The 23,078-nt window shown below is 73.4% G+C and carries 20 protein-coding genes and 1 tRNA gene; 8 read left to right on the top strand and 13 right to left on the bottom strand.

The annotated features are described in order from the left end of the window. Positions 1 to 146 precede the first annotated feature (146 nt). Positions 147 to 1,214: an exo-alpha-sialidase gene (locus J3P36_RS06790; RefSeq protein WP_210506436.1), complete on the top strand. Its 1,068-nt coding sequence runs from the start codon at positions 147 to 149 to the stop codon at positions 1,212 to 1,214. A gap of 85 nt (positions 1,215 to 1,299) precedes the next feature. Here the strand turns inward: J3P36_RS06790 and mtnB are convergent, their stop codons facing one another. The 4 genes from mtnB to J3P36_RS06770 form a co-directional block, all read right to left on the bottom strand. Further along, positions 1,300 to 1,938: a methylthioribulose 1-phosphate dehydratase gene (gene mtnB, locus J3P36_RS06785; protein WP_307806974.1), complete on the bottom strand. Its 639-nt coding sequence runs from the start codon at positions 1,936 to 1,938 to the stop codon at positions 1,300 to 1,302. Beyond that, complete coding sequence (gene mtnC, locus J3P36_RS06780) at positions 1,935 to 2,651, bottom strand: acireductone synthase (protein WP_210506435.1); 717 nt, start codon at positions 2,649 to 2,651, stop codon at positions 1,935 to 1,937. The genes mtnB and mtnC overlap by 4 nt, the downstream gene beginning before the upstream one ends. Continuing rightward, the gene (locus tag J3P36_RS06775) at positions 2,648 to 3,727 is read right to left on the bottom strand and encodes a hypothetical protein (RefSeq protein WP_210506434.1); all 1,080 of its coding nucleotides are present in this window, start codon (positions 3,725 to 3,727) and stop codon (positions 2,648 to 2,650) included. The genes mtnC and J3P36_RS06775 overlap by 4 nt, the downstream gene beginning before the upstream one ends. A 374-nt stretch (positions 3,728 to 4,101) precedes the next feature. Next, positions 4,102 to 4,371 carry a helix-turn-helix domain-containing protein gene (locus tag J3P36_RS06770; RefSeq protein ID WP_210506433.1) on the bottom strand — a complete coding sequence of 90 codons (270 nt, stop codon included), beginning with the start codon at positions 4,369 to 4,371 and terminating at the stop codon, positions 4,102 to 4,104. A gap of 110 nt (positions 4,372 to 4,481) precedes the next feature. Here J3P36_RS06770 and J3P36_RS06765 point away from each other — a divergent pair, with 110 nt between their 5' ends. Together J3P36_RS06765 and J3P36_RS06760 are read left to right on the top strand one after the other, a co-directional pair. After that, entirely contained in the window at positions 4,482 to 5,108 is a 627-nt protein-coding gene (locus J3P36_RS06765; RefSeq protein WP_210506432.1) for a hypothetical protein, read from the top strand. Further along, positions 5,105 to 6,373, top strand: coding sequence for a regulator (locus tag J3P36_RS06760; protein ID WP_210506431.1), 1,269 nt, complete (start codon positions 5,105 to 5,107; stop codon positions 6,371 to 6,373). Before J3P36_RS06765 ends, J3P36_RS06760 begins: the two co-directional genes overlap by 4 nt. Here the strand turns inward: J3P36_RS06760 and J3P36_RS06755 are convergent. After that, complete coding sequence (locus J3P36_RS06755; RefSeq protein WP_210506430.1) at positions 6,327 to 7,010, bottom strand: NUDIX domain-containing protein; 684 nt, start codon at positions 7,008 to 7,010, stop codon at positions 6,327 to 6,329. The two genes, J3P36_RS06760 and J3P36_RS06755, sit on opposite strands and share 47 nt — an antisense overlap. 35 nt (positions 7,011 to 7,045) lie before the next feature. On the opposite strand from J3P36_RS06755, the gene J3P36_RS06750 reads away from it, so the two are divergent. Then, positions 7,046 to 7,936, top strand: coding sequence for an aminodeoxychorismate lyase (locus tag J3P36_RS06750; protein ID WP_210506429.1), 891 nt, complete (start codon positions 7,046 to 7,048; stop codon positions 7,934 to 7,936). A gap of 110 nt (positions 7,937 to 8,046) precedes the next feature. Further along, complete coding sequence (locus J3P36_RS06745) at positions 8,047 to 9,540, top strand: sensor histidine kinase (RefSeq protein ID WP_210506428.1); 1,494 nt, start codon at positions 8,047 to 8,049, stop codon at positions 9,538 to 9,540. Between the two features lie 215 nt (positions 9,541 to 9,755). Here J3P36_RS06745 and J3P36_RS06740 read toward each other — a convergent pair whose 3' ends face one another. Further along, complete coding sequence (locus tag J3P36_RS06740; RefSeq protein ID WP_210506427.1) at positions 9,756 to 10,004, bottom strand: WhiB family transcriptional regulator; 249 nt, start codon at positions 10,002 to 10,004, stop codon at positions 9,756 to 9,758. 204 nt (positions 10,005 to 10,208) lie between these two features. On the opposite strand from J3P36_RS06740, the gene J3P36_RS06735 reads away from it, so the two are divergent. Then, positions 10,209 to 10,622 carry a hypothetical protein gene (locus J3P36_RS06735; protein ID WP_210506426.1) on the top strand — a complete coding sequence of 138 codons (414 nt, stop codon included), beginning with the start codon at positions 10,209 to 10,211 and terminating at the stop codon, positions 10,620 to 10,622. Positions 10,623 to 10,631: 9 nt separating this feature from the next. On the opposite strand, the gene bcp is transcribed toward J3P36_RS06735, so the two are convergent. Next, positions 10,632 to 11,111 (bottom strand): thioredoxin-dependent thiol peroxidase, encoded by a 480-nt coding sequence (bcp, locus tag J3P36_RS06730; RefSeq protein ID WP_210506425.1) that lies wholly within the window; start codon positions 11,109 to 11,111, stop codon positions 10,632 to 10,634. A gap of 132 nt (positions 11,112 to 11,243) precedes the next feature. On the opposite strand from bcp, the gene J3P36_RS06725 reads away from it, so the two are divergent. Beyond that, a tRNA-Lys gene (locus J3P36_RS06725) sits at positions 11,244 to 11,316 on the top strand. Positions 11,317 to 11,469: 153 nt separating this feature from the next. Here the strand turns inward: J3P36_RS06725 and J3P36_RS06720 are convergent. From J3P36_RS06720 to J3P36_RS06705, 4 genes are read right to left on the bottom strand one after another with little or no spacing between them, the layout of a single operon-like run. Next, on the bottom strand, positions 11,470 to 12,345 hold the full coding sequence (locus J3P36_RS06720; protein WP_246854156.1) for a hypothetical protein: 876 nt from the start codon (positions 12,343 to 12,345) through the stop codon (positions 11,470 to 11,472). Continuing rightward, entirely contained in the window at positions 12,342 to 15,059 is a 2,718-nt protein-coding gene (locus J3P36_RS06715) for a DUF4062 domain-containing protein (RefSeq protein ID WP_210506424.1), read from the bottom strand. Before J3P36_RS06715 ends, J3P36_RS06720 begins: the two co-directional genes overlap by 4 nt. Then, complete coding sequence (locus J3P36_RS06710; RefSeq protein ID WP_210506423.1) at positions 15,056 to 17,686, bottom strand: DUF4062 domain-containing protein; 2,631 nt, start codon at positions 17,684 to 17,686, stop codon at positions 15,056 to 15,058. The genes J3P36_RS06715 and J3P36_RS06710 overlap by 4 nt, the downstream gene beginning before the upstream one ends. Continuing rightward, complete coding sequence (locus tag J3P36_RS06705; protein ID WP_210506422.1) at positions 17,668 to 20,298, bottom strand: DUF4062 domain-containing protein; 2,631 nt, start codon at positions 20,296 to 20,298, stop codon at positions 17,668 to 17,670. Before J3P36_RS06705 ends, J3P36_RS06710 begins: the two co-directional genes overlap by 19 nt. A gap of 197 nt (positions 20,299 to 20,495) precedes the next feature. Here J3P36_RS06705 and J3P36_RS06700 point away from each other — a divergent pair, with 197 nt between their 5' ends. Next, positions 20,496 to 22,178, top strand: coding sequence for an FAD-dependent oxidoreductase (locus J3P36_RS06700; protein ID WP_210506421.1), 1,683 nt, complete (start codon positions 20,496 to 20,498; stop codon positions 22,176 to 22,178). A 117-nt stretch (positions 22,179 to 22,295) separates the two neighbouring features. Here the strand turns inward: J3P36_RS06700 and J3P36_RS06695 are convergent, their stop codons facing one another. Then, entirely contained in the window at positions 22,296 to 22,670 is a 375-nt protein-coding gene (locus tag J3P36_RS06695) for a CrcB family protein (protein ID WP_210506420.1), read from the bottom strand. Beyond that, entirely contained in the window at positions 22,667 to 23,056 is a 390-nt protein-coding gene (locus J3P36_RS06690; RefSeq protein ID WP_210506419.1) for a CrcB family protein, read from the bottom strand. Before J3P36_RS06690 ends, J3P36_RS06695 begins: the two co-directional genes overlap by 4 nt. Positions 23,057 to 23,078 lie beyond the last annotated feature (22 nt).

Here is a 23,078-nt window from a genome sequence, read left to right as displayed (position 1 = left end):
GTCATGCGGACACGTCGCGACGGTTCGCGGAGTGGTGGCCGATTGCACGACCCGCGCTCCGGACGTTCCCAGTGGCGGTGCGGGATCATGCCAAGGGCAGGACGAGGCGAGGGGGACGGCGTGCGGGCTGGGCGGGGGAGTCGCCGATGACGACGGCGGAAGGGCGGGGTGAGCCTGTGCGCCCGCCGCGGTCGGAGATCCTCGCCGACGCTGGTGCCGAGGGCCGCAGTGCAGCTGCGCTGACGGTCGACCGGATGCGCGCGCAGGTCACCGACAAGGGGCACGCCGCGTTCCCCGGACTGGCCCTGCTGCCCGACGGCCGGCTGGTGGCCGCCTGGCGGCAGGCGGAGGCGCACATGCCGCCGTCGAAGGGCGTGATCGAGCTCGCCTACTCGGCGGATGGCGGCGGCACCTGGACCGAGCCGCGAGTCGTGGTCGACGACCCTTCGTGGGATGTGCGGGATGCGTCCCTCGCCGTGCTCGACGGCGTGCTCCACCTCAGCTTCTTCAAGCACAACGGCGTCATCCCGACCGGGTGCTACGTCGTGACGTCGGCGGACGGCGGCGCGACGTGGAGCGCACCCTCCCGCATCGGGAACCTCGCTCGCGCCGCCACCTGCGCTCCGCTCGTCCGGTCCCGCGGCACCGTCTACGCCGTCTACTACGGCCGCGAGAACGGGTCGCAGGCTTTCGACTCCGCATTCGTGTCGGCGTCTCGCGACGGCGGCGGAACGTGGAGCGAACGCACCGTCATCGCTCGCGGCGTCGACCGGGACTACCAGGAGCCCTACCTGGTCGACACCGGGGACGCCCTCGTCTGCCTGTTCCGCTACGGCAACGCTTTCGCGATCGGCCGGTCGGTGTCGCTCGACGGCGGGCGGACCTGGAGCGAGCCGGCGCCCGTGGTCGCCCGCGCGGGCGGGAAGCCCGCCGTGGCGTGCACGGACGGGACGCTCATCGCGCTGTACCGGCGGCTGCCCGATGGGGCCGCCGTCGCCCGCCGGTCCCACGACCTCGGGCTCACCTGGTCGGCGGAGGTGTTCGTCGACTCCGCCGCCGTGTGGATGAGCTACGCGGCGCCCGCCGTCCTCGAGGACGGCGTCACCGCCTGGATCTACGGCCTCGAGACGGACATGGGCCGGGGCCGGTCGGGCGGGGAGTCCCGGCTCTACGTCCGCTACCTGCTGACTTCGGGCGCGCAGCCCTCGGCCTGACGGCCGCCGCGGGCCGTGCGGACAACTCGCGACGGTCTACCAGGGGCAGTTGTCCGCATGACCCGCGCCAGGTCCGCGGGCGGGCTCAGCGGGTCGCGCGAGTGCGGACCGTGAAGCGGAGCAGCCACTCGACGATCTCGGTGTGCCGCCGGGCGGCGGCGAGGTCGGCGCCCCACGCGTACATGCCGTGCGAGGCGACGATCACGGCGGGCACCTCGGCGATGCCGTTCGCCGGCCGGAGGTAGACCTCCTCGAACCGGTCGCCGAGCTCGACCATGTCCTGGCTGTTCTGCACCACGGGAATGACGACGCGCTCGCCGTGCGCCGAGTGGCCGATGCCCTTGAGCATCTCCATGTCGGCGATCTCGACGCCGACCGGCCAGTGGAAGCCCGCCTCGACGGCGGCCATGGCGTGCACGTGCACGGCGGCGCCCGCCCCGGTGACTGCGGCGATCCGCGCGTGCAGCCCGGCCTCCGCGGACGGGACCAGCCCGCGCTCGTCGCCCGGCAGCAGCTCACCGCGGCTGTCGGTGAGGACGACGTCGGCCGGCCCGAGCTCGCCCTTGTCCAGTCCGGAGGCGGTCACGGCGAGGCGCAGCGGGTCGCGCTCGAGGGTGAGGGAGAGGTTGCCGGATGTGCCGCGCATCCATCCCATGCCGGCGAAGCGCGCGGCCTCGGCGGCGAGCAGGGCACCCGCCTCATGCAGTCGGTTCTCGTCGATCACGCGGCCGTCAGCTCCACCTCGTCGAAGGAGGAGACGACAGGGGCGTCGCCGAAGTCCGCCCCGAACCAAGGCTCACCGGGACGGCTGAACGCGACGACCTGCCAGCCGGCGGCCTGCGCGGCCGCCACCTCCTCCGGGTGGTCGGTGAAGAAGACGAGCTCGCTCGGCTGGCGCCCCAGCTCGGCGGCGATGGTGTCGTAGGAGCCGGCCTGCTTCTTCGGGCCCGCGTTGACGGTGTCGAAGTAGGCCATCACGAGCGGCGTCAGGTCGCCGGCGGGGGAGTGCTCGAACCACGGGCGCTGCGAGGTGACGGATCCGGAGGAGAAGCAGGCGATCTGAATGCCGGCGGTGTGCCACTCGCGGAGCTTCGGGATGACGTCGTCGAAGAAGTGGGAGGAGATCTCGCCGCGGCGGAAGCCCTCCGCCCAGATCTGACCCTGGATGGTCTTCAGCGGCGTCGACTTCACGTCCTCGGCCATGAACCGGTGCAGGGCGGCGACGATGTCCTCATCGGAGGCATCCGCCGGGAGTCCGGCCTCTTCGATCGCCTGCGTGCGCGCCTGCTGGATGGCGGCGTCGTCGGCGTGCTCGCGCAGCCAGGACAGCAGTCGCGGGCGGGCGTAGTCGTAGAGGTCGCCGAGGATGAAGCCGGCGGCGCTCGTCGTGCCCTCGAGATCGACGACGAGCACCTTCGCGGAGAGGGAGACGGTCATGCCTCCACCCTAGGGAGCGCGGGCACGTCGCCGGGAACCCGGTCGGCCGTCGTGAAGTGGTCGCCGACCCGCTCGGGGGCGAACGCGCCGCGGGTGGTCACCACGCGCGTCACGAACCGGGCCGGGGTGAGGTCGAAGGCCGGGTACCACGCGTCGGTGACGAGCGGGCTGGCGGTGCGCCGGCCGAGGGTCGCGAGCACCTCCTGCGGATCGCGCTCCTCGATGACGATGTCGGCGCCGGTGGGCGCGGTCGGGTCCGGGGCGTGCACGAGCGCGTGGAAGGGCACGCCGAACGCCGACGCGGCCACAGCGAGCCCCAGGGTGCCGACCTTGTTGACGACACCGCCGTCGAGGCTCACCCGGTCCGCGGCGGTGACGAGCGCATCGATCGGCCCGATGCTCGAGCCGGGCGCGAGGGCGGCGGCGCCCATCCCGTCCGTGATCAGCGTGACGGGGTGGCCGAGCTCGCGGAGGGAGTGGGCGGTCAGCCGGGCGCCCTGCAGGTAGGGGCGGGTCTCGGTGGCGACCCACTCGTAGCGCCGGCCCTGCTCCGCGGCGGCGTCGAGCAGGCCGAAGAGGTAGGAGTCCATCCAGCAGTGGGTGAGGATGCGAGCGCCGTCGGGCAGCAGCTCGACCGCGGATCGGCCGAGGGCGACGCTCGCCTCGCGGTAGTGCCGCTCGACGCCGCGGGCGGCCTCGATGGCGGTGTCGACGAGCTCGGCGGTCGACCGCGCCTCCTCGATCGCCTCGAGGACGGTTCGCACCGCCTCACGCGGGTGCGCGTTGGTCGGGCGGGCGCCGGCGAGCAGTCGTCCCGCGTCCTGCAGGGCGGCGCGCGCCTCGTCGACGGGGAGGTCGGCGGCCTGGAGCGCCGCGAGCTCGAGCCCGGCACTCGTCGCGTAGAGCGGGCCGGAGCTCTGGGTCACCATCTCGCGGATCGCCATCGCGACCTCCGCGGGCGTCCCCGCCCGCACCCACTCGAGGCGGTCGGGGAAGACCCGCCGGTCGAGGATGAGCACCGCGTCGCCCGCGATGCGCACCGAGTCGTCGAGGGCCGCGCCCGTTGATTCCGTCACCGTGTCCTCCGGGATCCATCCTCCCAGGAGTGCCGCGCCCGCTCCGGACGGGGGCGCAACACGGCGTCATCCCTCCCGGTGATTGAGGAGCCGGCCGCAGGCCGGCGTCTCGAAATCACGCAACGTGTCTCGGGATCCGGCCACGAGATGGCTGAGTCCCAAGGACGAGGTCGGGTGATTTCGAGACGCGCCCTGCGGGCGCTCCTCAATCACCGGAAGGGGCGGCGGGCGCTCCTCAATCACCGGAGGGGGCGGCGGGCGCTCCTCGATCACCGGAGGGGGCGGCGGGCGCTCCTCAATCACCGGAGGGGGCGGGGGCGCTCCTCGATCACCGGAGGGGGCGCGGGCGCTCCTCGATCACCGGAAGGGCGGGATCAGACGAAGCGGTCGGCGGTCAGCTCGGGGATGTTCGCGTAGTCGCTCTCGTTCCAGAGCGCCTGGCGCCGCGACTCCTCGTAGCGGGACGCGATGTACGCCTCCAGCTGCTCCCGCTCGACGCGCCAGTGCCCGTTGCCGCCGACCTTGATCGCCGGCAGCTCTCCGCTGCGCACGAGGGAGTAGGCCTGACTCAGCGAGATGTTGAGGACGTCCGCCGTGTCGGCGAGCGTCAGGAAGCGCCCGATGGAGCCCGCCGCGGTCGTCATGCCTCGATTATCGAGCGGCGCTCGGATCCGCGCAGAAGCCGTGTGGATAAGTCGAGGCGGCTCGGGAAGGCCGCGCAGAACAATGGTCGCCCACCGAGGAGGAGCGACAGATGGCGATGCGGGGACGGCTCGGGACCGGGCGGATCGACGTGCGCTTCCTCCTCGGCGTCCTGCTCGTTCTCGGCTCGGTCGCGGGCGTCTGGGCCGTCGTCGCGGGCGCCGAGCGCACCGAGCAGGTCTACGCGGCCGCCGCGCCACTGGCTGCCGGCGACCGGATCACCGGCGACTCCCTGGTGGTCGCCGCCGTGCGGCTCGGCGGCACGGCCCGGCACTACCTGGCCCCTGACGACCTGCCGCCCGAGGGGCTCGTCGTCACGCGGGCGGTCGACGAGGGCGAGCTCGTCCCCGTCTCCGCCGTCGGGTCGGAGACGAGCCTGCGCCTGTCGTCGGTGGTGGTCCCGCTCGCGGGCGAGCCGCCGCGCGGCGTCGCGCCCGGCGCCCGGGTCGACGTGTGGGCCGCGCCCGAGGCGGAGGACGGCTACGGTCCGCCCGCCGTGCTGGTGCCGGGCGCGGAGGTCGTGCGCTCAGTGGAGGACGGCGCGTTCCTCTCCGCGGGCGGCTCCCGCGCGGTCGAGCTCCTCGTGCCGAAGGACCGGGTGGCGCGCCTGCTGCAGGCGCTCGCGAACGAGGACGCGGTGTCCCTCGTGCCCGTCGCGACCCCGGCGGGCGAGCGATGAGGCTGATCCTCGCGCTCGACGCGGCGACCGAGGACCGGCTGCTGCCGGCCGTGCTCGCCGCGGGCCACGACATCGCCGCCCGGCCGGCGGGCGGCGTCGAACTCGCGTCGGCCCTGAGGAGCGTGCCCGCCGATGCGGCGCTCGTGTCCGGTTCACCGCGGATGCTGAGCGCCGCGGTGCTGTCGGTGGCGGACGCGGCGGGCGTCCGCCTCGTCGCGCTCATCGACGGCCCCGAGGAGCGCGGGGTCGTCGCGGCGCTGAACCTCCGCGAGGCAGTCGACGCGGCGGCGCCCTGGAGCGACATCGAGCGGATGCTGGCGGGCCGGCCCGCACCCGATCCGGCGGAGGCGGAGCGCCCCTCGGGACGGGGCCGCGTGGTCGCCGTCTGGGGCCCGACCGGCGCGCCCGGAAGGACGACCACCGCGATCACCGTCGCGGCGGAGCTCGCGATCGGCGGCCGCCGCGTCCTGCTGGCCGACGCGGACACGCAGGGCGCCTCCATCGCGCCCGCGCTCGGGCTGCTCGACGAGGCGCCCGGCTTCGCGGCCGCGTGCCGTCTGGCCGGAACCGATGCCCTGAGCGGGCGGGAGCTGGAGCGGATCGCGGAGCGCTACCGCATCGGCGACACGTCGTTCGGCGTCCTCACCGGCCTCGCCCGCCCGTCGCGCTGGCCGGAGCTTGCCGCCGACCGCGTCACGGCGACGCTCCGCGAGTGCCGGCAGGTCGCCGACCTCACCGTCGTCGACGCCGGGTTCAACCTGGAGAGCGACGAGGAGATCGTCAGCGACCTCTTCGCGCCGCGTCGGAACGCGGCCACGATCGCCGCCCTCCGCGAGGCGGACGTGGTGCTCGCGGTCGGCGCCGCCGACCCGATCGGGCTCGCCCGGTTCCTCCGGGCGCACGCCGACCTTCTCGAGCTCGTCGGGCCCGAGCCGGTGCGCGTGGTGGTCACCAAGGTGCGCGCGGCGGCCGTTGGCGTGAGCCCCGCGTCCCAGATCGCGGCGACCCTGCTGCGCTTCGGTGGCATCACCGAGCCGGCGCTCGTGCCCTGGGATCCGGCAGGCTGCGACGCGGCGCTGCTCGCCGGGCGCACCCTGCAGGAGTCCGCGCCCCGCTCTCCGGCGCTCGCCGCGATCCGGGACCTGGTGCGCCGGGAGCTCTCGCCGTCCGGGGAAGGGGCGGTGCGCGATCCGCTGATCCGCCGCCTCCGCGACGCGCTCAGGGGCGGAACGGGCCCCGCAACGCCGCCCATTGGAGCAGCATGATCGTCTTCGCGTCGATGATGTCGACGCCGATGCGCTCGACGGCGTCGTCGAAGTCGAGCTCCACGAGCTCGATGTCCTCGCCGTCGTCGGCCAGCCCTCCGCCCGGCCCGCCCACCGTCTCCGAGCTGTAGGGCGCGGCGTAGAAGTGCACGACCTCGGTGACCGAGCCGGGGCTCATGTAGACGTCGAACACCCGGGTGACCTCGCCGATGCGGTGCCCGACCTCCTCCTCGACCTCGCGGCGGATCGCCGTCTCCGCGTCGTCCTCGTCGAGGAGGCCGCCGACCGTCTCGAGCAGCATGCCGTCCGGGTGCCGGTTGACGTAGGCGGGGTAGCGGAACTGGCGCGTGAGCAGCACCGTGCGGCGCTCGACGTCGTAGAGCAGGACGGTCGCGCCGTCGCCGCGGTCGTAGGTCTCCCGGTGTTCCGTCGACCACGTGCCGTCGCGGTGCCGGTAGTCGAACGTCGTCTTCCGCAGCACGTACCAGCTGGAGGAGAGCAGCTCGACGTCGCGGATGACGACGTTCGGGTTGCCGGTCAGGTCGCGGCCCTCCCGGTCGAGGCCGGTCCGGCCCCGTCGATCGGGCACCTCGATGCCGGGGCGGGCTGCGGATGCGGGCGGCGCGTCGCTGGTCACGCGCCGACGATAGCGGCGGCGGCCAGAATGGGGGAGTGACCACCACCGCTCTCGCCCTGCTCAACCAGCCGTCCGCGGAGGCGCCGCCGCACCGCGAGGGCGCAGCGCCCTGGGAGCTCGTGGACCCGGATGCGCCGCACGTGCGCATCCTCGACCTCGGCGTGACGCGCGGTGACGGCGTGTTCGAGACGATCTCGGTCGGGGCGGGCCGGCCGCAGGCGCTCGTCGCGCACCTGAAGCGGCTCGCCCGCTCGGCGGCCTCGCTCGAGCTGCCGGCGCCCGACCTCGACGCGTGGGAGGGGGCCGTCCGTGCCGCCGCGGACGCCATCGACCCGGTGCCCGAGGCCTACGTGAAGACCGTGCTCACCCGCGGCGTGGAGGGCGACGGCCGCCCGACCGGCTGGGCCTACGCCGCCCCGGCCGACGACTTCCGGGCCGCGCGCCGGGACGGCATCCGGGTCGTGATGCTCGACCGCGGCTACCGGCACGACGTGGCGCAGACCTCGCCGTGGCTGCTGCAGGGCGCGAAGAGCCTCTCCTACGCGGTCAACCGGGCCGTCATCCGTGAGGCGAAGCGCCGGAACGCGGACGACGTCGTCTTCGTCAGCTCCGACGGGTATCTCCTCGAAGGATCCACGTCGAACCTGCTGCTGCGGGTGGGCGACACGCTCGTGACGCCGGGCACGCACCTCGGCATCCTGCCCGGCACGACGCAGGGCGACCTGTTCGCGTTCGCCGCCCAGCGCGGCCTCGGCACCGACTACGCGCTGCTGCGCCCGGAAGACCTGCACAGCGCGGACGCCGCGTGGCTCGTGTCGAGCGTGCGGCACGCGGCGCCGATCCGCCAGGTGGACGGCGTCGACCGCCCCATCGACGAGGAGTTCACGACCGCCCTCAACGCGTACCTGGTGGCCCGCACGGAGTAGTCCGACCGCGCGAGATGCCACTTGATGCCGCCGTTCCGCCCGTTATGCCGCACCAACTGGCATCTCGGGGGCCGTCGGAGGGGCACTCCGGGCGCGCCTAGGCTGGGGGCATGCCCACCTTGAGCGAGCTCGTCGTCGCGTCCGGACGGTCGACGGCGGCCGACGTCGAGTGGCTCCACCTCCTCGTCGGCGACTGGCAGCTCCTCGCCGACCTCGCCTTCGCCGACATCGTGCTCTGGGTACCGACCGACGACAACTCGTTCGTCGCGGTGGCGCACGCCCGGCCGTCGAGCGCCGCGACCCTCTTCTACCGGGACTTCGTCGGCCAGCGCGTCAAGTCGGAGTGGCGCGCACTCGTCACCGACGCCTTCGAGAGCGCCCGGATCATCGACTCGTCCGCCCCGGACTGGTTCGAGGAGACGCCCACCCGCGTGCGCGCCGTCCCGGTGCAGCGGCGGATCTCGCCGAGCGGACTCGAGAAGACGAACGTGCCGGTCGCGGTCCTCACCCGGCACACCAACCTCAGCGAGACCCGGACGCCCAGCCGCCAGGAGCTGACCTTCAACGCGTGCGCGGACGAGCTGTTCGAGATGATCGCCGCCGGGGACTTCCCCGACCTCGGCGCTCCGACCGGCCCCCGCCGCGGCGCCCCGCGCGCATCCGACGGGCTGATCCGGCTCGACATGGACGGCATGACGACGTTCGCGAGCCCGAACGCACTCTCCGCCTTCAACCGCATGGGCTTCACGGGAGAGCTCGAGGGCGAGTCCCTGGCCGAGGTCACGGCGGCGCTCATCGAGAACCAGCACACCGTCGACGAATCCCTGCCTCTCGTCGTCACCGGCCGGGCGCCCTGGCGCACCGACATCGAGGCACGCGGCGTCACCGTGTCGCTGCGGGCCATCCCGATCCGCGCGCGCGGCGAGCGGAGGGGAGCGATCGTGCTCTGCCGCGACGTGACCGAGCTGCGGCACCAGGAGCAGGAGCTCATCACCAAGGACGCGACGATCCGGGAGATCCACCACCGGGTCAAGAACAACCTTCAGACGGTCGCGTCGCTGCTGCGGATCCAGGCCCGGCGGTCGCGGACGGACGAGGCGCGGGACGCCCTCATCCAGGCGATGCGCCGCGTCTCGGCGATCGCGGTCGTGCACGACACCCTGTCCGAGGGGCTCAACCAGAACGTCGACTTCGACGCGGTCTTCGAGCGCGTGCTGCTGCTCGTCGCCGAGGTCGCGTCGACCCACAGCACGAAGGTGCATCCGCAGAAGTCGGGCACCTTCGGCGTCTTGCCGAGCACCTACGCGACGCCGCTCGCGCTCGCCCTGACCGAGCTGGTGACGAACGCGGTCGAGCACGGCCTCGCCGGCCGCGAGGGCACCGTCGAGATCGTCGCGGCGCGCCGGAAGTCGAAGCTCACGGTCAGTGTCCGCGACAACGGCGGTGGCCTGCCCGAGGGCAAGGTCGGCTCCGGTCTCGGCACCCAGATCGTGCGCACCCTCATCCAGGGCGAGCTGGGCGGTGTCATCGACTGGCACACGATGGTCGGCAGCGGCACCGAGGTGACGATCGAGATCCCGATGCGCTGGATGCAGGGCTCCTGATCCGCGTCTGAACGGTGTTCGCATCGCGAACACCGCCCGCTTGAGGCGTCCGCAGAGGCCACGGCCGCCGCGTTCGCAAAGCGAACACGGGACCCCCGGAAAAGCGGAACGTCCGGTGCGATGCCGCGGCGGGAGTGCCGCGGATCGCACCGGACGTCTCGTCCAGCGGAGGCCGGGAGGTCGGCGCCGCGCGGGCGCCGGAGGTCAGTCGCGGATCAGGATGCGCGACGGGCGCGAGCGGCGCGGCGCTTGAGCGCGCGGCGCTCGTCCTCGCTGAGGCCGCCCCACACGCCGTAGTCCTGGCCGGTCTCCAGCGCGTACTGGAGGCAGGTCTCGGTGACGGTGCAGCGGGCGCAGACCGCCTTGGCCTTGTCGATCTGGTCGACGGCGGGGCCGGTGTTGCCGACGGGGAAGAACAGCTCGGGGTCGGCGTTCAGGCAGGCGGCTTTGTCACGCCAGTCCATGCGGAGGGCTCCTTTTGGTGTTGCAGCGGGGAGTTCGGTCAGAGCGACCGGAGTCGATGAATGGTCGTGGACGAGCCACGGCGACGGTACGTTCGAAGTCCGTCTTGATCCGGGCCGCCCACTCCGCTGTGGGCCCTGAAAACGACCTCAGTTATGGTCGCATACAGGTATCGCCTGATCAATAGCCTTGTATGGGATGTCGCTGTGAGTGAACTCTCTCCGAACAGTTCGCGGCCGAAGCCGCCGCCGCTTCTGGCGGTGCTCGCGGGGGTGATCCTGCTCGAGGCGATCGCCATGCTCGTCGTCGCCGTGGTGCTGCTGGTGGAGCTCCTCACGCAGCCCGCGGCCTCCGTCGCGGGCGCCCTGTTCCTCGTCGTCGTGACGGTCGCCGCGGCCGCCGGCCTCTTCGCGCTGGCCGTCGGCACGCTTCGCAGGCGCGGGTGGACCCGCGGGCCGACCTTCGTCTGGCAGTTCGTCCAGCTGGCGATCGCGGTCGGCGCGTTCCAGGGTCAGTTCGCCCGGGTCGACATCGGCTGGCTGCTGCTGATCCCCTCGGTGGTGGCGATCGCGCTGCTGTTCACGCCGTCGGTGATGAACGCGACGCGCCGCTCCTCCTGACCGCGAGGGCTACGCGTCGATCTTGAGCTTCTTGCGCAGCGACGCCACGTGGCCGGTGGCCTTCACGTTGTAGAGCGGGAGCTGGACGAAGCCGTTCTCGTCGAGCACGAAGGTCGAGCGGATGACGCCCTCCACGACCTTGCCGTAGAGCGACTTCTCGCCGTAGGCGCGGTAGGCCTTGTGCACGGTGAGGTCGGGGTCGGAGAGGAGCGGGAAGTTGAGGTTCTCCTGCTCCTTGAACTCCCTGTTCTTGGCGGGCTCGTCCTTCGAGATGCCGACCACCTGGTAGCCGGCGGACTTGAGCGAGTTGAGGTTGTCGCGGAAGTCGCACGCCTCCGTTGTGCAGCCCGGGGTCATGGCCGCCGGGTAGAAGTAGAGGACGACCTTCTGGCCCTGGAACGAGGTGAGGGGCACGGGGCTCCCGTTCTCGTCCTCGAGGGTGAAGTCGGGGGCGGTGTCGCCCTGCTCGAGACGGTCGGCTCCGCTCACGGTGGTGTCCTCTCCTCGGCTTCCGGGGCCCGATCGCCCCGGATGCCATGCTAGCCAGCGGTCCCCGGGGTGATCCCGGAGGTGCTTCCGCCGTGCTAGGCTTGATGCTCGGTTCGGGGTTCCGGATCGCGCGCACCTCTAGCTCAATTGGCAGAGCAACTGACTCTTAATCAGTGGGTTCCGGGTTCAAGTCCCGGGGGGTGTACTGAAAAGCTCCGCAAGCTCTCGCCGGCTCGCGGAGCTTTCTGCATTCCTGGGCCTTGAGGAGCGGTCGACGTGGAACGCGAGGCCGGCGTCGAGGTTCGGCACCGGAAGCGTCACCGCATCCACCATGCGGAGCAGGGGGTCGGGGGCGCGGTCAGTCACGGGCGGACCGCCCGAGTCGCCGCTCCGCCCACACGTATACGGCGAGGTAGACGACCAGCGCGCCGAGGATGAGCGCCACGAAGATCGGCGCCAGCGGTCGGTCCCAGCGCAGGTCGCCGCCCGCGAACAGCACCGCGCCGACCATGAAGACGAGGCTCGCGAGCTCGGCCTGCAGCATCCAGCGGAACGCGGTCCAGCGGGCGTCGACGAGCAGCCACAGGTTGACGACGCCGGGCAGGGTGAGCACTCCGCCGACGATGCGCGAGGTGAGCGGCGTGAGGTCCCACGCCCAGATCTCGGCGAACAGTGCGGGAAATGCGAAGAGCGTGAGGCCCGTCAGCAGCGCCGCGGCGCCGATTGCCGCGAGCACGAGCCGCACCGCGAGCGGCAGGGTTCCGTCGCGCCGCTCCGGGCGCCCGTCGTCCTCCCGCCAGTTGCGGGCGAGGGCGACGAGCGTGAGCACCGGCGTCACGAGGTAGAGGGTCGCCCAGGTGATGAACGAGATGTGCCCGAAGTGGAAGCGGTCCCAGTGCACGAGCGTCGCCGCCCCGAGCAGCGTGGCGAAGGCGACGACGGCGGGGAACCCGTACTTGACGCGGTGCCAGCGGTCCTGGACGACGACCTGCGCGAAGTACCAGATGCCGCCCACGTAGGCGGAGCCGAGCAGCATCGCGGTGAACGGCGGCTCGATCGTCCACGCGAACAGCGTCTCCGTCTCGCTCGCCAGCGCGTAGAGGAGCACGACGGCGGCGACGAGGAACGGCAGCACCGCGATCGCGGTCCAGCGGGTGAGCGGCCGGATCCGGTCCGGCCCGTCGTTGCGCCAGCCGGGCAGCGATGGGCGCCTCGGCGCCGTGCGGGTCGTCATCCGGTCCTCGCTTCCTGCCGTTGCCGCGGAGCGGCGCCGTCGGCGGCGCCGAGACCGAAGACCGGCAGCGGCGCGCTCGGTGCGCCGTCCGGAGCCGCGGCGGCGGTGGCGGCCACGGCCTCCGCCACCGCGACCGCCTCCTCGGTGAGCATCCGGAGGCCTCGGGCGTGGCCCCGCTCGAACTCCGCCGTGTGCTGGCCGCCGCGCAGGTGCTCGATGACGCGCCCGTGGAAGATGGCGTCGGCCTTGTCCGGAACGCCGATCCGCTCGCGGAGAGCCTCGGCCGCTCCCGCGAGGATGCCGGCCCGCTCGACGTCGCCGGTCGCGCCGGCCACCCCGAGGAGACCCTCGAGGCCCCACGCGATGCCCTGCTGGTGGTCGAGGCGCAGGGACGCGTGCAGGGCGTCGGCGAAGTATCCGGTCGCGCTCCGCGGGTCGCCGCCGAGCAGATGGATCCAGCCCAGGTGATGTAGGGCGAGGGTGCGCGCGAGGTCGTCCTGCTGCTCGTCGGCCAGGCGGAGCGACCGCTCGAACCGCTCGATCGCGTGCTCGCGGTCGCCCCGGACGAGCTCGATCATGCCGCCGGAGATGAGGAGCACGCTCTCGCCCCAGCGGTCGCCGGCGGCGCGGAACAGGCGAAGGCCCCGCTCGTGTGCCGCCTCCGCCCTGTCGAGCTCCGGCTTCGGGCCGGACGTGTAGGCCATCGTCAGCGACATGAGCGGGACCCCGGCCTCCGCGGGCCGGCCCAGCCGCTCGAACAGGTCGGCGGACTCGCTCAGCCCGGCGATGACGGACGGCGCCGGCTCCTCCCAGAAGAAGCTCGCGTTGACGATGCAGAGCGCGACAGCACGCGCGTCGTCGGGGAGCGGGTGCCCCCTCGCGAGCAGCTCCTCCATCCACGCCTTCGCCTCGCCGAGCATGCCCGAGATCCACCAGTAGGGCCACAGCGCCCACGCCAGTCCGGCCGCCCCCGTCCAGTCGCGCGCGTCGAGGAAGTGGCGCTCGGCGGCGCGCAGGTTGTCGCGCTCGTTGGTCACCAGCACGACGCACTCCCGCTGGCCCGCGCCGATCACCTCCCGCCCCGACGCCTGCGCCCAGCCCAGGTAGTAGCGCGCGTGGCGCTCGCGCATCTGCTCCAGCAGCCCCTCCTCGTCGAGCCGCTCCAGCGCGTACTCCCGGACGGTGGCGAGCAGCAGGAAGTAGCTGCGGCCGGTGCGGTCCTGCTGCCGCACCAGGCTGCTGTCGACGAGCGTCTCGAGCAGGGCGAGCGCATCCGCTCCGGGATCGGCCATGCACTCGACCGCCTCGAGGGAGAAGCGCCCCGCGAAGACCCCGAGCCGCCAGAGCAGGTCCTGCTCGTCGGGCTTCAGGAGCCTTGTGCTCCACTCGATCGTGCTGCGCACCGCCCGCTGCCGCGGCGGCAGGTCGCGCTGGCCGCCGACGAGCAGGGACAGCCGGCGGTCGAGCCGCTCGAGCAGGGCCGCGGGGGACAGCAGCCGCAGGCGGGCCGCGGCGAGCTCGATGGCGAGCGGAACGCCCTCCAGGCGGGCGGTGATCGCCTCGACGTCCGCCACGTTGTCGGCCGTGAGCTCGAAGTCGGGCTTGACCGAGCGCGCCCGCTCCACGAGCAGGGCGACCGCAGGGGAGGGCGGCTCGTCGGGATGCCACTCCCGGGTGCGGGACGGCGGCAGCCCGAGCGGACTGACCTCCACGCTGTGCTCCCCGCTCAGGCGGAGAAGGGCGCGACTCGTGACGAGGAGCCTCAGTCCGGGGGCGCCGGACAGCAGGGCGGCCACGAGCGGCGCCGCGTCGAGGACCTGCTCGAAGTTGTCGAGGACGAGGAGGGTGCGCCGGCTGCGCAGCGCCGTGACCAGCTTCTGGTCGACCGGGGACTCGCCGGTGTCCCGCACCCCGAGCACCTGCGCGATCGCGCCCGGGACCTGCGCGGCGCTGTCGACGGGCGCGAGCGGCACGAAGGTCACGCCGTCCGGGTACTCGGGAGCGAGCCGCCGGGCGACCTCGATCGCCAGGCGGGTCTTGCCGATCCCGCCCGGCCCGGTGAGGGTCAGCAGCCGGACCTCGGGGGAGCGGAGCCGGTCCGCGATCGAGTCGATCGCGTCCTCGCGGCCGTACAGCTGGGTGAGGGGAGCGGGCAGGGACACCCGCCCGGACGGCGCCGGCGACGCGTCGGACTCGTCGCGGTCGTCCGCCCGATCGGCGGCGCGGCTCTCGTCGAAGCGCTCGGCGAGCAGGACGGCGAGGTCGGCCACGAGGAGATCGGCGAGCTCGGCGGGGTCCGAGAAGTACTTGAACGAGGCTCGGTCGTCGGAGCGGATGCGGTCGAGCAGCCCGGTCAGGCGCGGCTCCCGCGCGCCCGCCGTCTCCTTGATGTAGATGAGCCGCGGCATGTCGGGAGGCGCGAGGTTGTACTCGTCCTCGAGGCCGGAGACGTCCTCGCCGGGCGCCACCCAGCCGTAGCGCTCCCAGTACAGGCCGACGAAGATGTCGCTCTGCTCGAGGTACGCCCGGTAGAGGTCGCGGGGCGGATGCGGCCGAGCCCCGAGCTCGAACATGACGGGAGCCGCCGCGAGCCGCTCGATGGCGGACCGGGCGACCGCGCGCTCGGGGGCGAGCTCTTTGAGCGTCGAGCTGACGAACACCCGCAGGCGCTGGTCGGGCGTGCGGATCGCGGAGCGGCCGGGTGCGGGCGTCATGACGCATCCACCGGCGAGGCCACGAGCTCCATCGCGACGGCGACCGCCTCGTCGGGCGACATCCGGCGTCCCCGCTCGAAGCCGCGCTCGAAGGCGGCGGCGCCCTCGCCCGCCCTCAGCTCCTCGACGACTCGGGCGTGGAAGGTGTAGTCGGCGGGGTTGAAGAGTCCCACCCGCTCGCGCATCGACCGGGTGGCGCCGGCGAGCACGCCGGCACGCTCCGGGTCGCCGCCCAGCCCGGCGATGCCGATGAAGCCCTCCAGTCCGTACGCGATCCCGTCGTCGTGCCGGAGCCGGAGCGAGAGACGCAGACCGTGCTCGAAAGCGGCGGCGGCAGCGCCGGCGTCGCCCTGCAGCAGGTGCGACCAGCCCTGGTGGTGCAGCGCGATCGTGAGCGCGAGGTCGTCCTGCTGCCGCTCGGCCAGCTCCACCGCCGCGTCGAAGTGCGCGAGGGCGCCGGGGACGTCCTGCAGGAAGACCCGGACGCGCCCGAGGGTGACGTGGGTCATGCCCTGCCCCCAGCCGTTGCCGGTGCTGCGGAACAGCTCGAGACTGCGCTCGAGCGTCGCGGTCGCTCCTGGCACGTCGGGCGGGGTCGCGGTGAGGCGGGCGAGCGCGAGGGAGACCAGGGCGAGCGCCTCGCCGTCCGGTGCGCCCTCCTTCCCGAACAGCTTCGCCGACTCGGTGAGACCGGGGATGATCGAGCCGGCCGGATCCTGCCAGTAGTGGATCGCGCTCGTGAAGTAGAGCGCGATCGCCCTGCTCCGGTCCGTCAGGGGCGCATCGGCGGCGAGCAGCTCGTCCATCCAGCCGCGCACCTCGCCGAGCAGCCCGCCGATCCACCAGTACGTGTAGAGCGACCAGGAGAACGCACACGCCGTCTCCCAGTCGCGGGCGTCCAGCAGGGTGCGGGCGGTGGCGCGCAGGTTGTCGCGCTCGTCGGCGAGCACCGCGACGCGCTCCGCCTGGCGCGGGCCGATGAGGTCCTGACCCGCCCGGCGAGCCCAGTCGACGAAGTACCGACTGTGCCGCTGCCGCATCTCGGCGGTGAGGCCCGCCGCCTCGAGTTGCTCGAGGGCGTACTCGCGCACCGTGGCGAGGAGCAGGAAGTAGGTGCGGCCGTTCCGGTCCTGCTGCCGGACGAGGCTGCTGTCGACGAGCGCCTCGAGCACGGTGAGCACGTCGGTGTCGTCGTCGGCGAGGGCCTCGACGGCCTCGAGCGAGAACCGGCCGGCGAAGACGCCGAGCCGCCAGAGGAGGCGGCGCTCGGCCTCGCCGAGAAGGCGGGTGCTCCACTCGATCGTGCTGCGGACCGCCTGCTGGCGCGGCGGCAGGTTCCGCTGGCCCCCGACGAGGAGCGCCAGCTGCCGGTCGAGGCGGTCGAGGAGGGACCGCGGGGAGAGCAGGCGGATGCGCGCGGCGGCCAGTTCGATCGCGAGCGGGACGCCTTCGAGGCGCCGGCTGATCTCCTCCACGGCGTCGGCGTTCTCGGGCGTGAGCTCGAAGTCGGGCCGCACCGCGCGCGCCCGCTCGACGAAGAGCGCGACGGATGCCGCCGGCTCGCCCTTCGGGTGCCAGGCGCCGATCCGATGATGCGGCACGGCGAGCGGGGCGACCTCGACGCTGTGCTCGCCCACGAGGCGGAGCAGGGCGCGGCTCGTCACCAGCACGGTGAGCTGCGGTGCCCCCTCGAGGAGCCGGGTGACGAGCGGCGCCGCGGGCAGCACCTGCTCGAAGTTGTCGAGCACGAGGAGCATCCGCCGCTCCCGCAGCGCCAGGATCAGCTTGTCCTCGAGCGGCTGGTCGCCGGTGTCGTGCACGGCGAGCACCTGGGCGATCGCGCCGGCCACCTGTCCGGGGCTGTCGACGGGCGCGAGGGGGACGAACGCGACGCCGTCGGGGTAGTCGGGGCGGAGGCGGCGGGTGAGCTCGATCGCGAGGCGGCTCTTGCCGATCCCGCCCGGTCCGGTGAGGGTGACGAGGCGCGTGCCGGGCTCGCGCAGCAGCCGCGTGATCGCGTCGAGGTCGCGCTCGCGGCCGAGCAGCTGGGTGAGCGGCACGGGCGGTGCGGAGGCGGCGGGTGCGGCGGAGTCGGGCGGCGCGGGGGCGGGCGCTGGTGCCGTCCCGGCCCGGGACTCGTCGAAGCGCTCGGCGAGGAGGATCGCGAGGTCGGCCACCAGGAGGTCGGCCAGCTCGGCCGCGTCCGTGAAGTACTTGAACGCCGAGAGGTCATCCGTGCGGATGCGGTCGAGGAGCTCGACCAGCCGCGGCTCGCGGGTGCCGGACGTCTCCTTGATGTACATGAGGCGCGGGGTGGTCGGCGGGCAGAGGTTGTACTCGTCCTCGAGCCCCGACACCGTCTCGTCCGGCGCGACCCAGCCGTACCGCTCCCAGTAGAGCCCGACGAAGACGTCGCTCTGCTCCAGGTAGGCGCGGTAGAGCGCTCGCGGCGGGTGCGGGCGCGCCCCGAGCTCGAACATGACCGGCGCGGCGGCGAGGCGCTCGATCGCCGCGCGAGCGACCTTCCGCTCCGGCGCCAGCTCCTTGAGGGTGGAGCTGACGAAGACCCTCAGCCGCTGGTCGGGGGTGCGGATGACGCTGTGGGCGGTCACGGCCGGGGCACCCACGACTCCGCTCCGTCCCCGGCGACGGGGGCGGCCTCGCCGGGCGCGGCGGCGTCCGCGAGCTCGAGCGCCGTCTGCACCGCGGTCTGCGGCGACAGCCGGCGGCCCTGCTCGTAGTTCCGCTCGAAGCGGGGCCCGTCGTCGCCCGCCCGGATGCCCTCGACGAACTTGTAGACGAACGCCGACTCGGAGGGATTGAACATGCCGGCGCGTTCGCGAAGAGCGCGGGCCGCACCCGTGAGGAGGCCGGCGCGCTCGACGTCGCCCTGCACGGCCGCGACCCCGATGAAGCCCTCGAGCCCGAGCGCGAGGAACTCGTCGTGGTGCAGGCCGACCGACACCTGAAGGCCGCGCCGCATCGCCGAGGTCGCGTCGGGGAGGTGGCCGAGGAGGAGGTGGCCGACGCCGACGTGGTCGAGGGCGAGGGTGAGCGCCAGGGCGTCCTGCTGCTGCTCGGCGAGCCGGAGCGCCGCCGAGAAGTGCGTCAAGGCGCTGCGGGGGTCCTCGCGCATCAGCTCGATCCGCCCGAAGGCGATCTGCGCGAGGCCGGCGCCCCACAGGTGGCCGGTGTCCTGCAGCAGCTGCAGGCTCCGCTCGAGCGACGAGACCGCCCCCGGAATGTCCTGTGGCGGGCCGGTCACGTAGGCGAGGCCGAGCGAGATGAGGGCGATCCCCTCGTCGGCCTCCGCCTTCATGCTTCTGAAGAGCTCGACGCTCTCCTCGAGGTTCGGCACGATCGAGGCAGCGGACTCCTGCCAGTAGCCGATCGCGCCGGTGTAGTAGAGCGCGATCGCGCGAGCGCGGCCCGACACCGCCTCCTCCGAGTCGAGCATCTCCTCCATCCAGCCGCGGACCTCGCCGAGCAGCCCGCCGATCCACCAGTACGGCAGCAGTGCCCACGCGAACTCGGCTGTGGTGCTCCAGTCGCGCACCTCCAGCAGGTGCCGGACCGCCGCGCGGAGGTTGTCGCGCTCCTCGTGCAGCGCCTGGACCCGCTCCCGCTGGGCGCGCCCGATGAGGTCGGCGCCCATCCGCCGCCCCCAGTCGACGAAGTAGCGCATGTGCCGGTTGCGGAACTTCTCGAGCAGGCCCTGCTCGTCGAGCTGCTCGAGCGCGTACTCGCGCACGGTCGCGAGGAGCTGGAAGTAGGTGCGGCCGCCGCGGTCCTGCTGCCGCAGCAGGCTCGTGTCGACGAGCGCCTCGAGGAGCGACAGCACCTCGCCGGAGACGTCGGTGACCGCCTCGGCGGCCTCCAGGGAGAAGCGGCCCGCGAAGCCGCCGAGCTGCCAGAGCAGGTTGCGCTCGCGGCCGCCGAGCAGGCGCGTGCTCCACTCGATCGTGCTGCGCACCGCCTGCTGACGCGGGGGCAGGTTCCGCTGCCCGCCGACGAGGAGAGCGAGTCGCCGATCGAGGCGCTCGAGGAGGCTGGCCGGCGAGAGCAGCCGGATCCGCGCGGCGGCGAGCTCGATCGCGAGCGGCACGCCCTCGAGGGTCGAGCTGATGCGCTCGACGGCGTCGATATTGTCCGGCGTCAGCTCGAAGTCGGGCTTCACCGACCGGGCCCGCTCGACGAACAGTTCGACCGAGGCCGGCAGCGGCTGATCCGGATCCCAGGCGCCGGTCCGGGGCGCCGGCAGCTCGAGGGGCGCGACGTCGACGCTGTGCTCGCCCAAGAGCCGGAGCAGCGCGCGGCTCGTGACGAGCACCTTGAGCGACGGCGCGCCCTCGAGCAGCGCGGTGACGAGCGACGAGGCGGGCATCACATGCTCGAAGTTGTCGAGGACGAGGAGCATCCGCCGGTCGCGCAGCGCGGTCACGAGCTTCTGCTCGAGCGGGAGGTCTCCGGTGTCGCGCACGCCGAGCACCTGGGCGATCGCGCTCGGCACCTGGACGGCGTTCTCGACCGGCGCGAGCGGCACGAACACGACCCCGTCCGGGAACACGTGCTCCAGCCGGCGGGCGGCCTCGATCGCCAGCCGGGTCTTGCCGATGCCGCCCGGCCCGGTGAGGGTGATGAGCCGGACCCCGTCCGTGCTCAGCCGCTCGACGATGCTCGTGCACTCCTCCTCCCGGCCGAACAGCTGGGTCAGCGGCAGGGGCAGGGCGCTGACCGGCTGCGGCGGCGGCGCCGGCGGGGGCACCTCCTCGGCGGTGGGCGGGGGAGGAGCAGGGGGAGCGGGTGCGCGCGACTCGTCGAAGCGCTCCGCGAGGAGCGTGGCGAGGTCGGTGACGAGCAGGTCCGCGAGCTCGGCGGGATCCGCGAAGTACTTGAACGACGCCATGTCGTCGGTGCGGATGCGGTCGAGGAGCTCGACGAGCCGAGGCTCGCGCTCGCCGGTCGTCTCCTTGATGTACATCAGGCGCGGCATGCTCGGCGGCGCGAGGTTGTACTCGTCCTCGAGGCCGGACACGCTCTCGTCCGGGGCGACCCAGCCGTACTTCTCCCAGTAGAGGCCGACGAAGATGTCGGACTGCTCGAGGTAGGCGCGGTAGAGCGCGCGCGGCGGGTGGGGCCGAGCGCCCAGCTCGAACATGACGGGGGCGGCGGCGAGGCGCTCGATCGCGGCCCTGGCGACCTTCCGCTCGGCGGCGAGCTCCTTGAGGGTCGAGCTCACGAACACCCGAAGACGCTGGTCGGGTGTCCGGATGACGGCGCGATTGGTCAGGCCAGGGGCACCCATGAGGGGGCGCCCTTCGCCAGCGCCGGTTTCCGGTTGTGCATCGTCCCTCCGCACTGCGCCGTGGTCGGAACCTGCGAGTACAGTAGCGGCGCGTCGCACGATGCGCACCTGTCCCTTGACCCGGAGGCGACATGGCTCGGCCGGTGATCCTCGTCTCGGTCTCCGCCGCGGACACGCGCGCGGATGTGGCCGGGCAGCTCGAGCGGCGGTACTCCGCCGACTACCGCATCGTCGCCCTCGGCGGTGCCGACGAGGGGGCCGCGGAGCTCGACCGGCTCGCCACGGCGGGCGAGCAGGTGGCCCTGCTGCTCGCCGACGACGGGCGGACCGGCGACGCGTCGCTGTTCGCGCACGTGCGCCGGCTCTTCCCCGACTCCCGCCGGGGCCGGGTGATCGAGTGGGGAGCCTGGGCCGACTCGGACGTGACCCGGTCTGTCCTCGACGCGATGGGCGACGGGCTGATCGAGTACTACGTGCTGCGGCCGGGTCCGGTGCCCGACGAGTCCTTCCACCGGTCGGTCGTCGAGTTCCTCATCGACTGGGCGCGCGCGACCGGCGGGCGGCAGGACGTGGCGGTCGTCGGCGACGACGCGAGCCCCCGCACCCACGAGCTTCGGGCCCTACTCGCCCGCAACGCGATCTCGCACCGCTGGCTGCCGCCGGGATCGGAGGCGGCGCGTGCTCTTCTCGGCGGCACGGGCGATGCGGGCGGGCCGGCCGTCGTGCTGCGGGACGGGCGCGTGCTGGCCGATCCGACGAACACCGACGTGCTCGCCGCGTACGGGCTCACAACCGGCCTGCCGGACGAGCAGCCCGTCGACCTCGCCATCGTCGGCGCCGGCCCCGGCGGCCTCGCCGCCGCCGTCTACGCGGCGTCGGAGGGTCTCCGCACCGTCGTGCTGGAGCGCGACGCGATCGGGGGCCAGGCGGGGTCCAGCTCGCTCATCCGCAACTACCTCGGCTTCTCCCGCGGGGTTTCCGGCTCGGAGCTCGCTCAGCGGGCGTTCCAGCAGGCGTGGCTGTTCGGTGCGCACTTCGCGCACACGCGGGAGGTCGTCGGCATGACGATCGATGAGCACTTCCGCCTGTCCGTCGCGCCCGGTGAGGAGCTGGTCGCGCGCTCCGTGGTGCTCGCGACCGGGGTCTCCTACCGGCGGCTCGAGCTCGGCGACCTCTCGGCGTTCGTCGGCGCCTCGGTGTTCTACGGAGCCTCGGCTGTCGAGGCGCGAGCGCAGACCGGCCGCGTCGTGCACGTGGTGGGCGGCGGCAACTCCGCGGGCCAGGCCGCTCTGCACCTCGTCCGCTACGCCCGCGACGTGTCGATCATCGTCCGCGGGGAGCACCTCGCGGAGAGCATGTCGGCGTACCTCATCGCCGAGCTCGAGGCGGCGGGCGTGCACGTGCTGACCCAGCGCCGCCTCGTGGGCGGCGGCAGCGCGAGCGGCTCCGGCCGCCTCGACCACATCGTCCTGCGCTCCCGCGCCACGGGCGAGGAGGAGGTGCTGCCGAGCGAGGCGGTGTTCATCACGATCGGCGCGGCGCCGCACACCGGCTGGCTCGATCCGGCGGTGAAGCGCGACAAATGGGGCTTCGTGCTCACCGGCACGGACGTGGTCGAGGCGGGCGGGTGGCCGCTCGCGCGCAACCCGGGCTCGTTCGAGTCGTCGGTGCCCGGGTTCTTCGCGATCGGCGACGTCCGCCGCGGCTCAGTGAAGCGCGTCGCGAACTCCGTGGGCGAGGGCTCGGCGGTCGTGTCGACGGTGCACGCCTTCCTGGCCGAGAAGTCGGCGACAGAGGGTCACATCGCCCCCTGAGGCGTCGGCCGGTCCGAAAGACGGGCCGATCCGGCGGAAGCGGGCCACCTAGGTGGCCCGGAAATGCCGGACCGGCCCGGAACGCGGGGGCACGCTCGTGGTGACCGGCGCGAAGAGCTAGGCGGCGACCGCCGAGCCGATGGCGAGGCCCACGGCCGCGGCCGCGACCGCGAGCAGCAGCATGCCGACCGAGGCCAGCGCCGCGGGCCAGGTGCGGCGGTCCTGCATCAGCCGCACCGCCTCCACGGCGGCCGTGCTGAAGGTCGTGTAGCCGCCGAGGAACCCTGCGCTCACGCCCTGCTGCACGGCATCCGGAAGGAGCCCGCCCACCGCAAGGCCCGCGACGACGCCGAGGAGCAGGGATCCGCTCACGTTGATCACGAGCGTGCCCACCGGGTAGCGCGGTGAGGTGCGGGCGCGGAGGAGCGTGTCGACCGCGAAGCGGCAGGCGGCGCCCAGCCCGCCCGCCGCCGCGACGAGGAGGAGCGTCACCGCGCCCTCCGCACCAGGGCGATGCCGGCCGATGCGGCGCCGAGACCCGCGACGAGCGTGCCGCCCGCGTACGCGGCCGCGATCAGGGGAGCGCCGGCGAACGACACCGTGTCGAGGGCGAGGGCACTGTACGTGGTGAAGCCGCCGAGCACGCCGGTGCCGAGCAGCAGGCGCAGGCGCGAGGAAACGGGCCCGGGGCGACTCCCCAGGACTTCGAGCAGGGCGCCGAGCGCGAGGGCGCCCGCGACGTTGATGGCGAGGATCGCGAGGGGGGCACCGCCCGAGGGCAGCGCCTCGATGATCGCGTAGCGCAGGCCCGTGCCGACGGCGCCGCCCGCGGCGACGAGACCGAGGTCCCGTGCACGGGGCAGGGAGCGGTCCGGCACCGGCGCTCCCTTCTCCGCGTGC

The organism is Naasia sp. SYSU D00057 (assembly GCF_017916505.1).
Classification (GTDB): Bacteria; Actinomycetota; Actinomycetes; order Actinomycetales; family Microbacteriaceae; genus Naasia.
This window is presented reverse-complemented; position numbering and strand designations above follow the sequence as displayed.

Bases quoted from the DNA above. Each gene is read 5' to 3' on its own strand.
- J3P36_RS06790 (WP_210506436.1), top strand. From the start codon at position 147: ATGACGACGGCGGAAGGGCGGGGTGAGCCTGTGCGCCCGCCGCGGTCG.
- mtnC (WP_210506435.1), bottom strand. From the start codon at position 2,651: ATGACCGTCTCCCTCTCCGCGAAGGTGCTCGTCGTCGATCTCGAGGGC.
- J3P36_RS06770 (WP_210506433.1), bottom strand. From the start codon at position 4,371: ATGACGACCGCGGCGGGCTCCATCGGGCGCTTCCTGACGCTCGCCGAC.
- J3P36_RS06765 (WP_210506432.1), top strand. From the start codon at position 4,482: ATGGCGATGCGGGGACGGCTCGGGACCGGGCGGATCGACGTGCGCTTC.
- J3P36_RS06760 (WP_210506431.1), top strand. From the start codon at position 5,105: ATGAGGCTGATCCTCGCGCTCGACGCGGCGACCGAGGACCGGCTGCTG.
- J3P36_RS06745 (WP_210506428.1), top strand. From the start codon at position 8,047: ATGCCCACCTTGAGCGAGCTCGTCGTCGCGTCCGGACGGTCGACGGCG.
- J3P36_RS06740 (WP_210506427.1), bottom strand. From the start codon at position 10,004: ATGGACTGGCGTGACAAAGCCGCCTGCCTGAACGCCGACCCCGAGCTG.
- J3P36_RS06720 (WP_246854156.1), bottom strand. From the start codon at position 12,345: ATGACGACCCGCACGGCGCCGAGGCGCCCATCGCTGCCCGGCTGGCGC.
- J3P36_RS06715 (WP_210506424.1), bottom strand. From the start codon at position 15,059: ATGACGCCCGCACCCGGCCGCTCCGCGATCCGCACGCCCGACCAGCGC.
- J3P36_RS06700 (WP_210506421.1), top strand. From the start codon at position 20,496: ATGGCTCGGCCGGTGATCCTCGTCTCGGTCTCCGCCGCGGACACGCGC.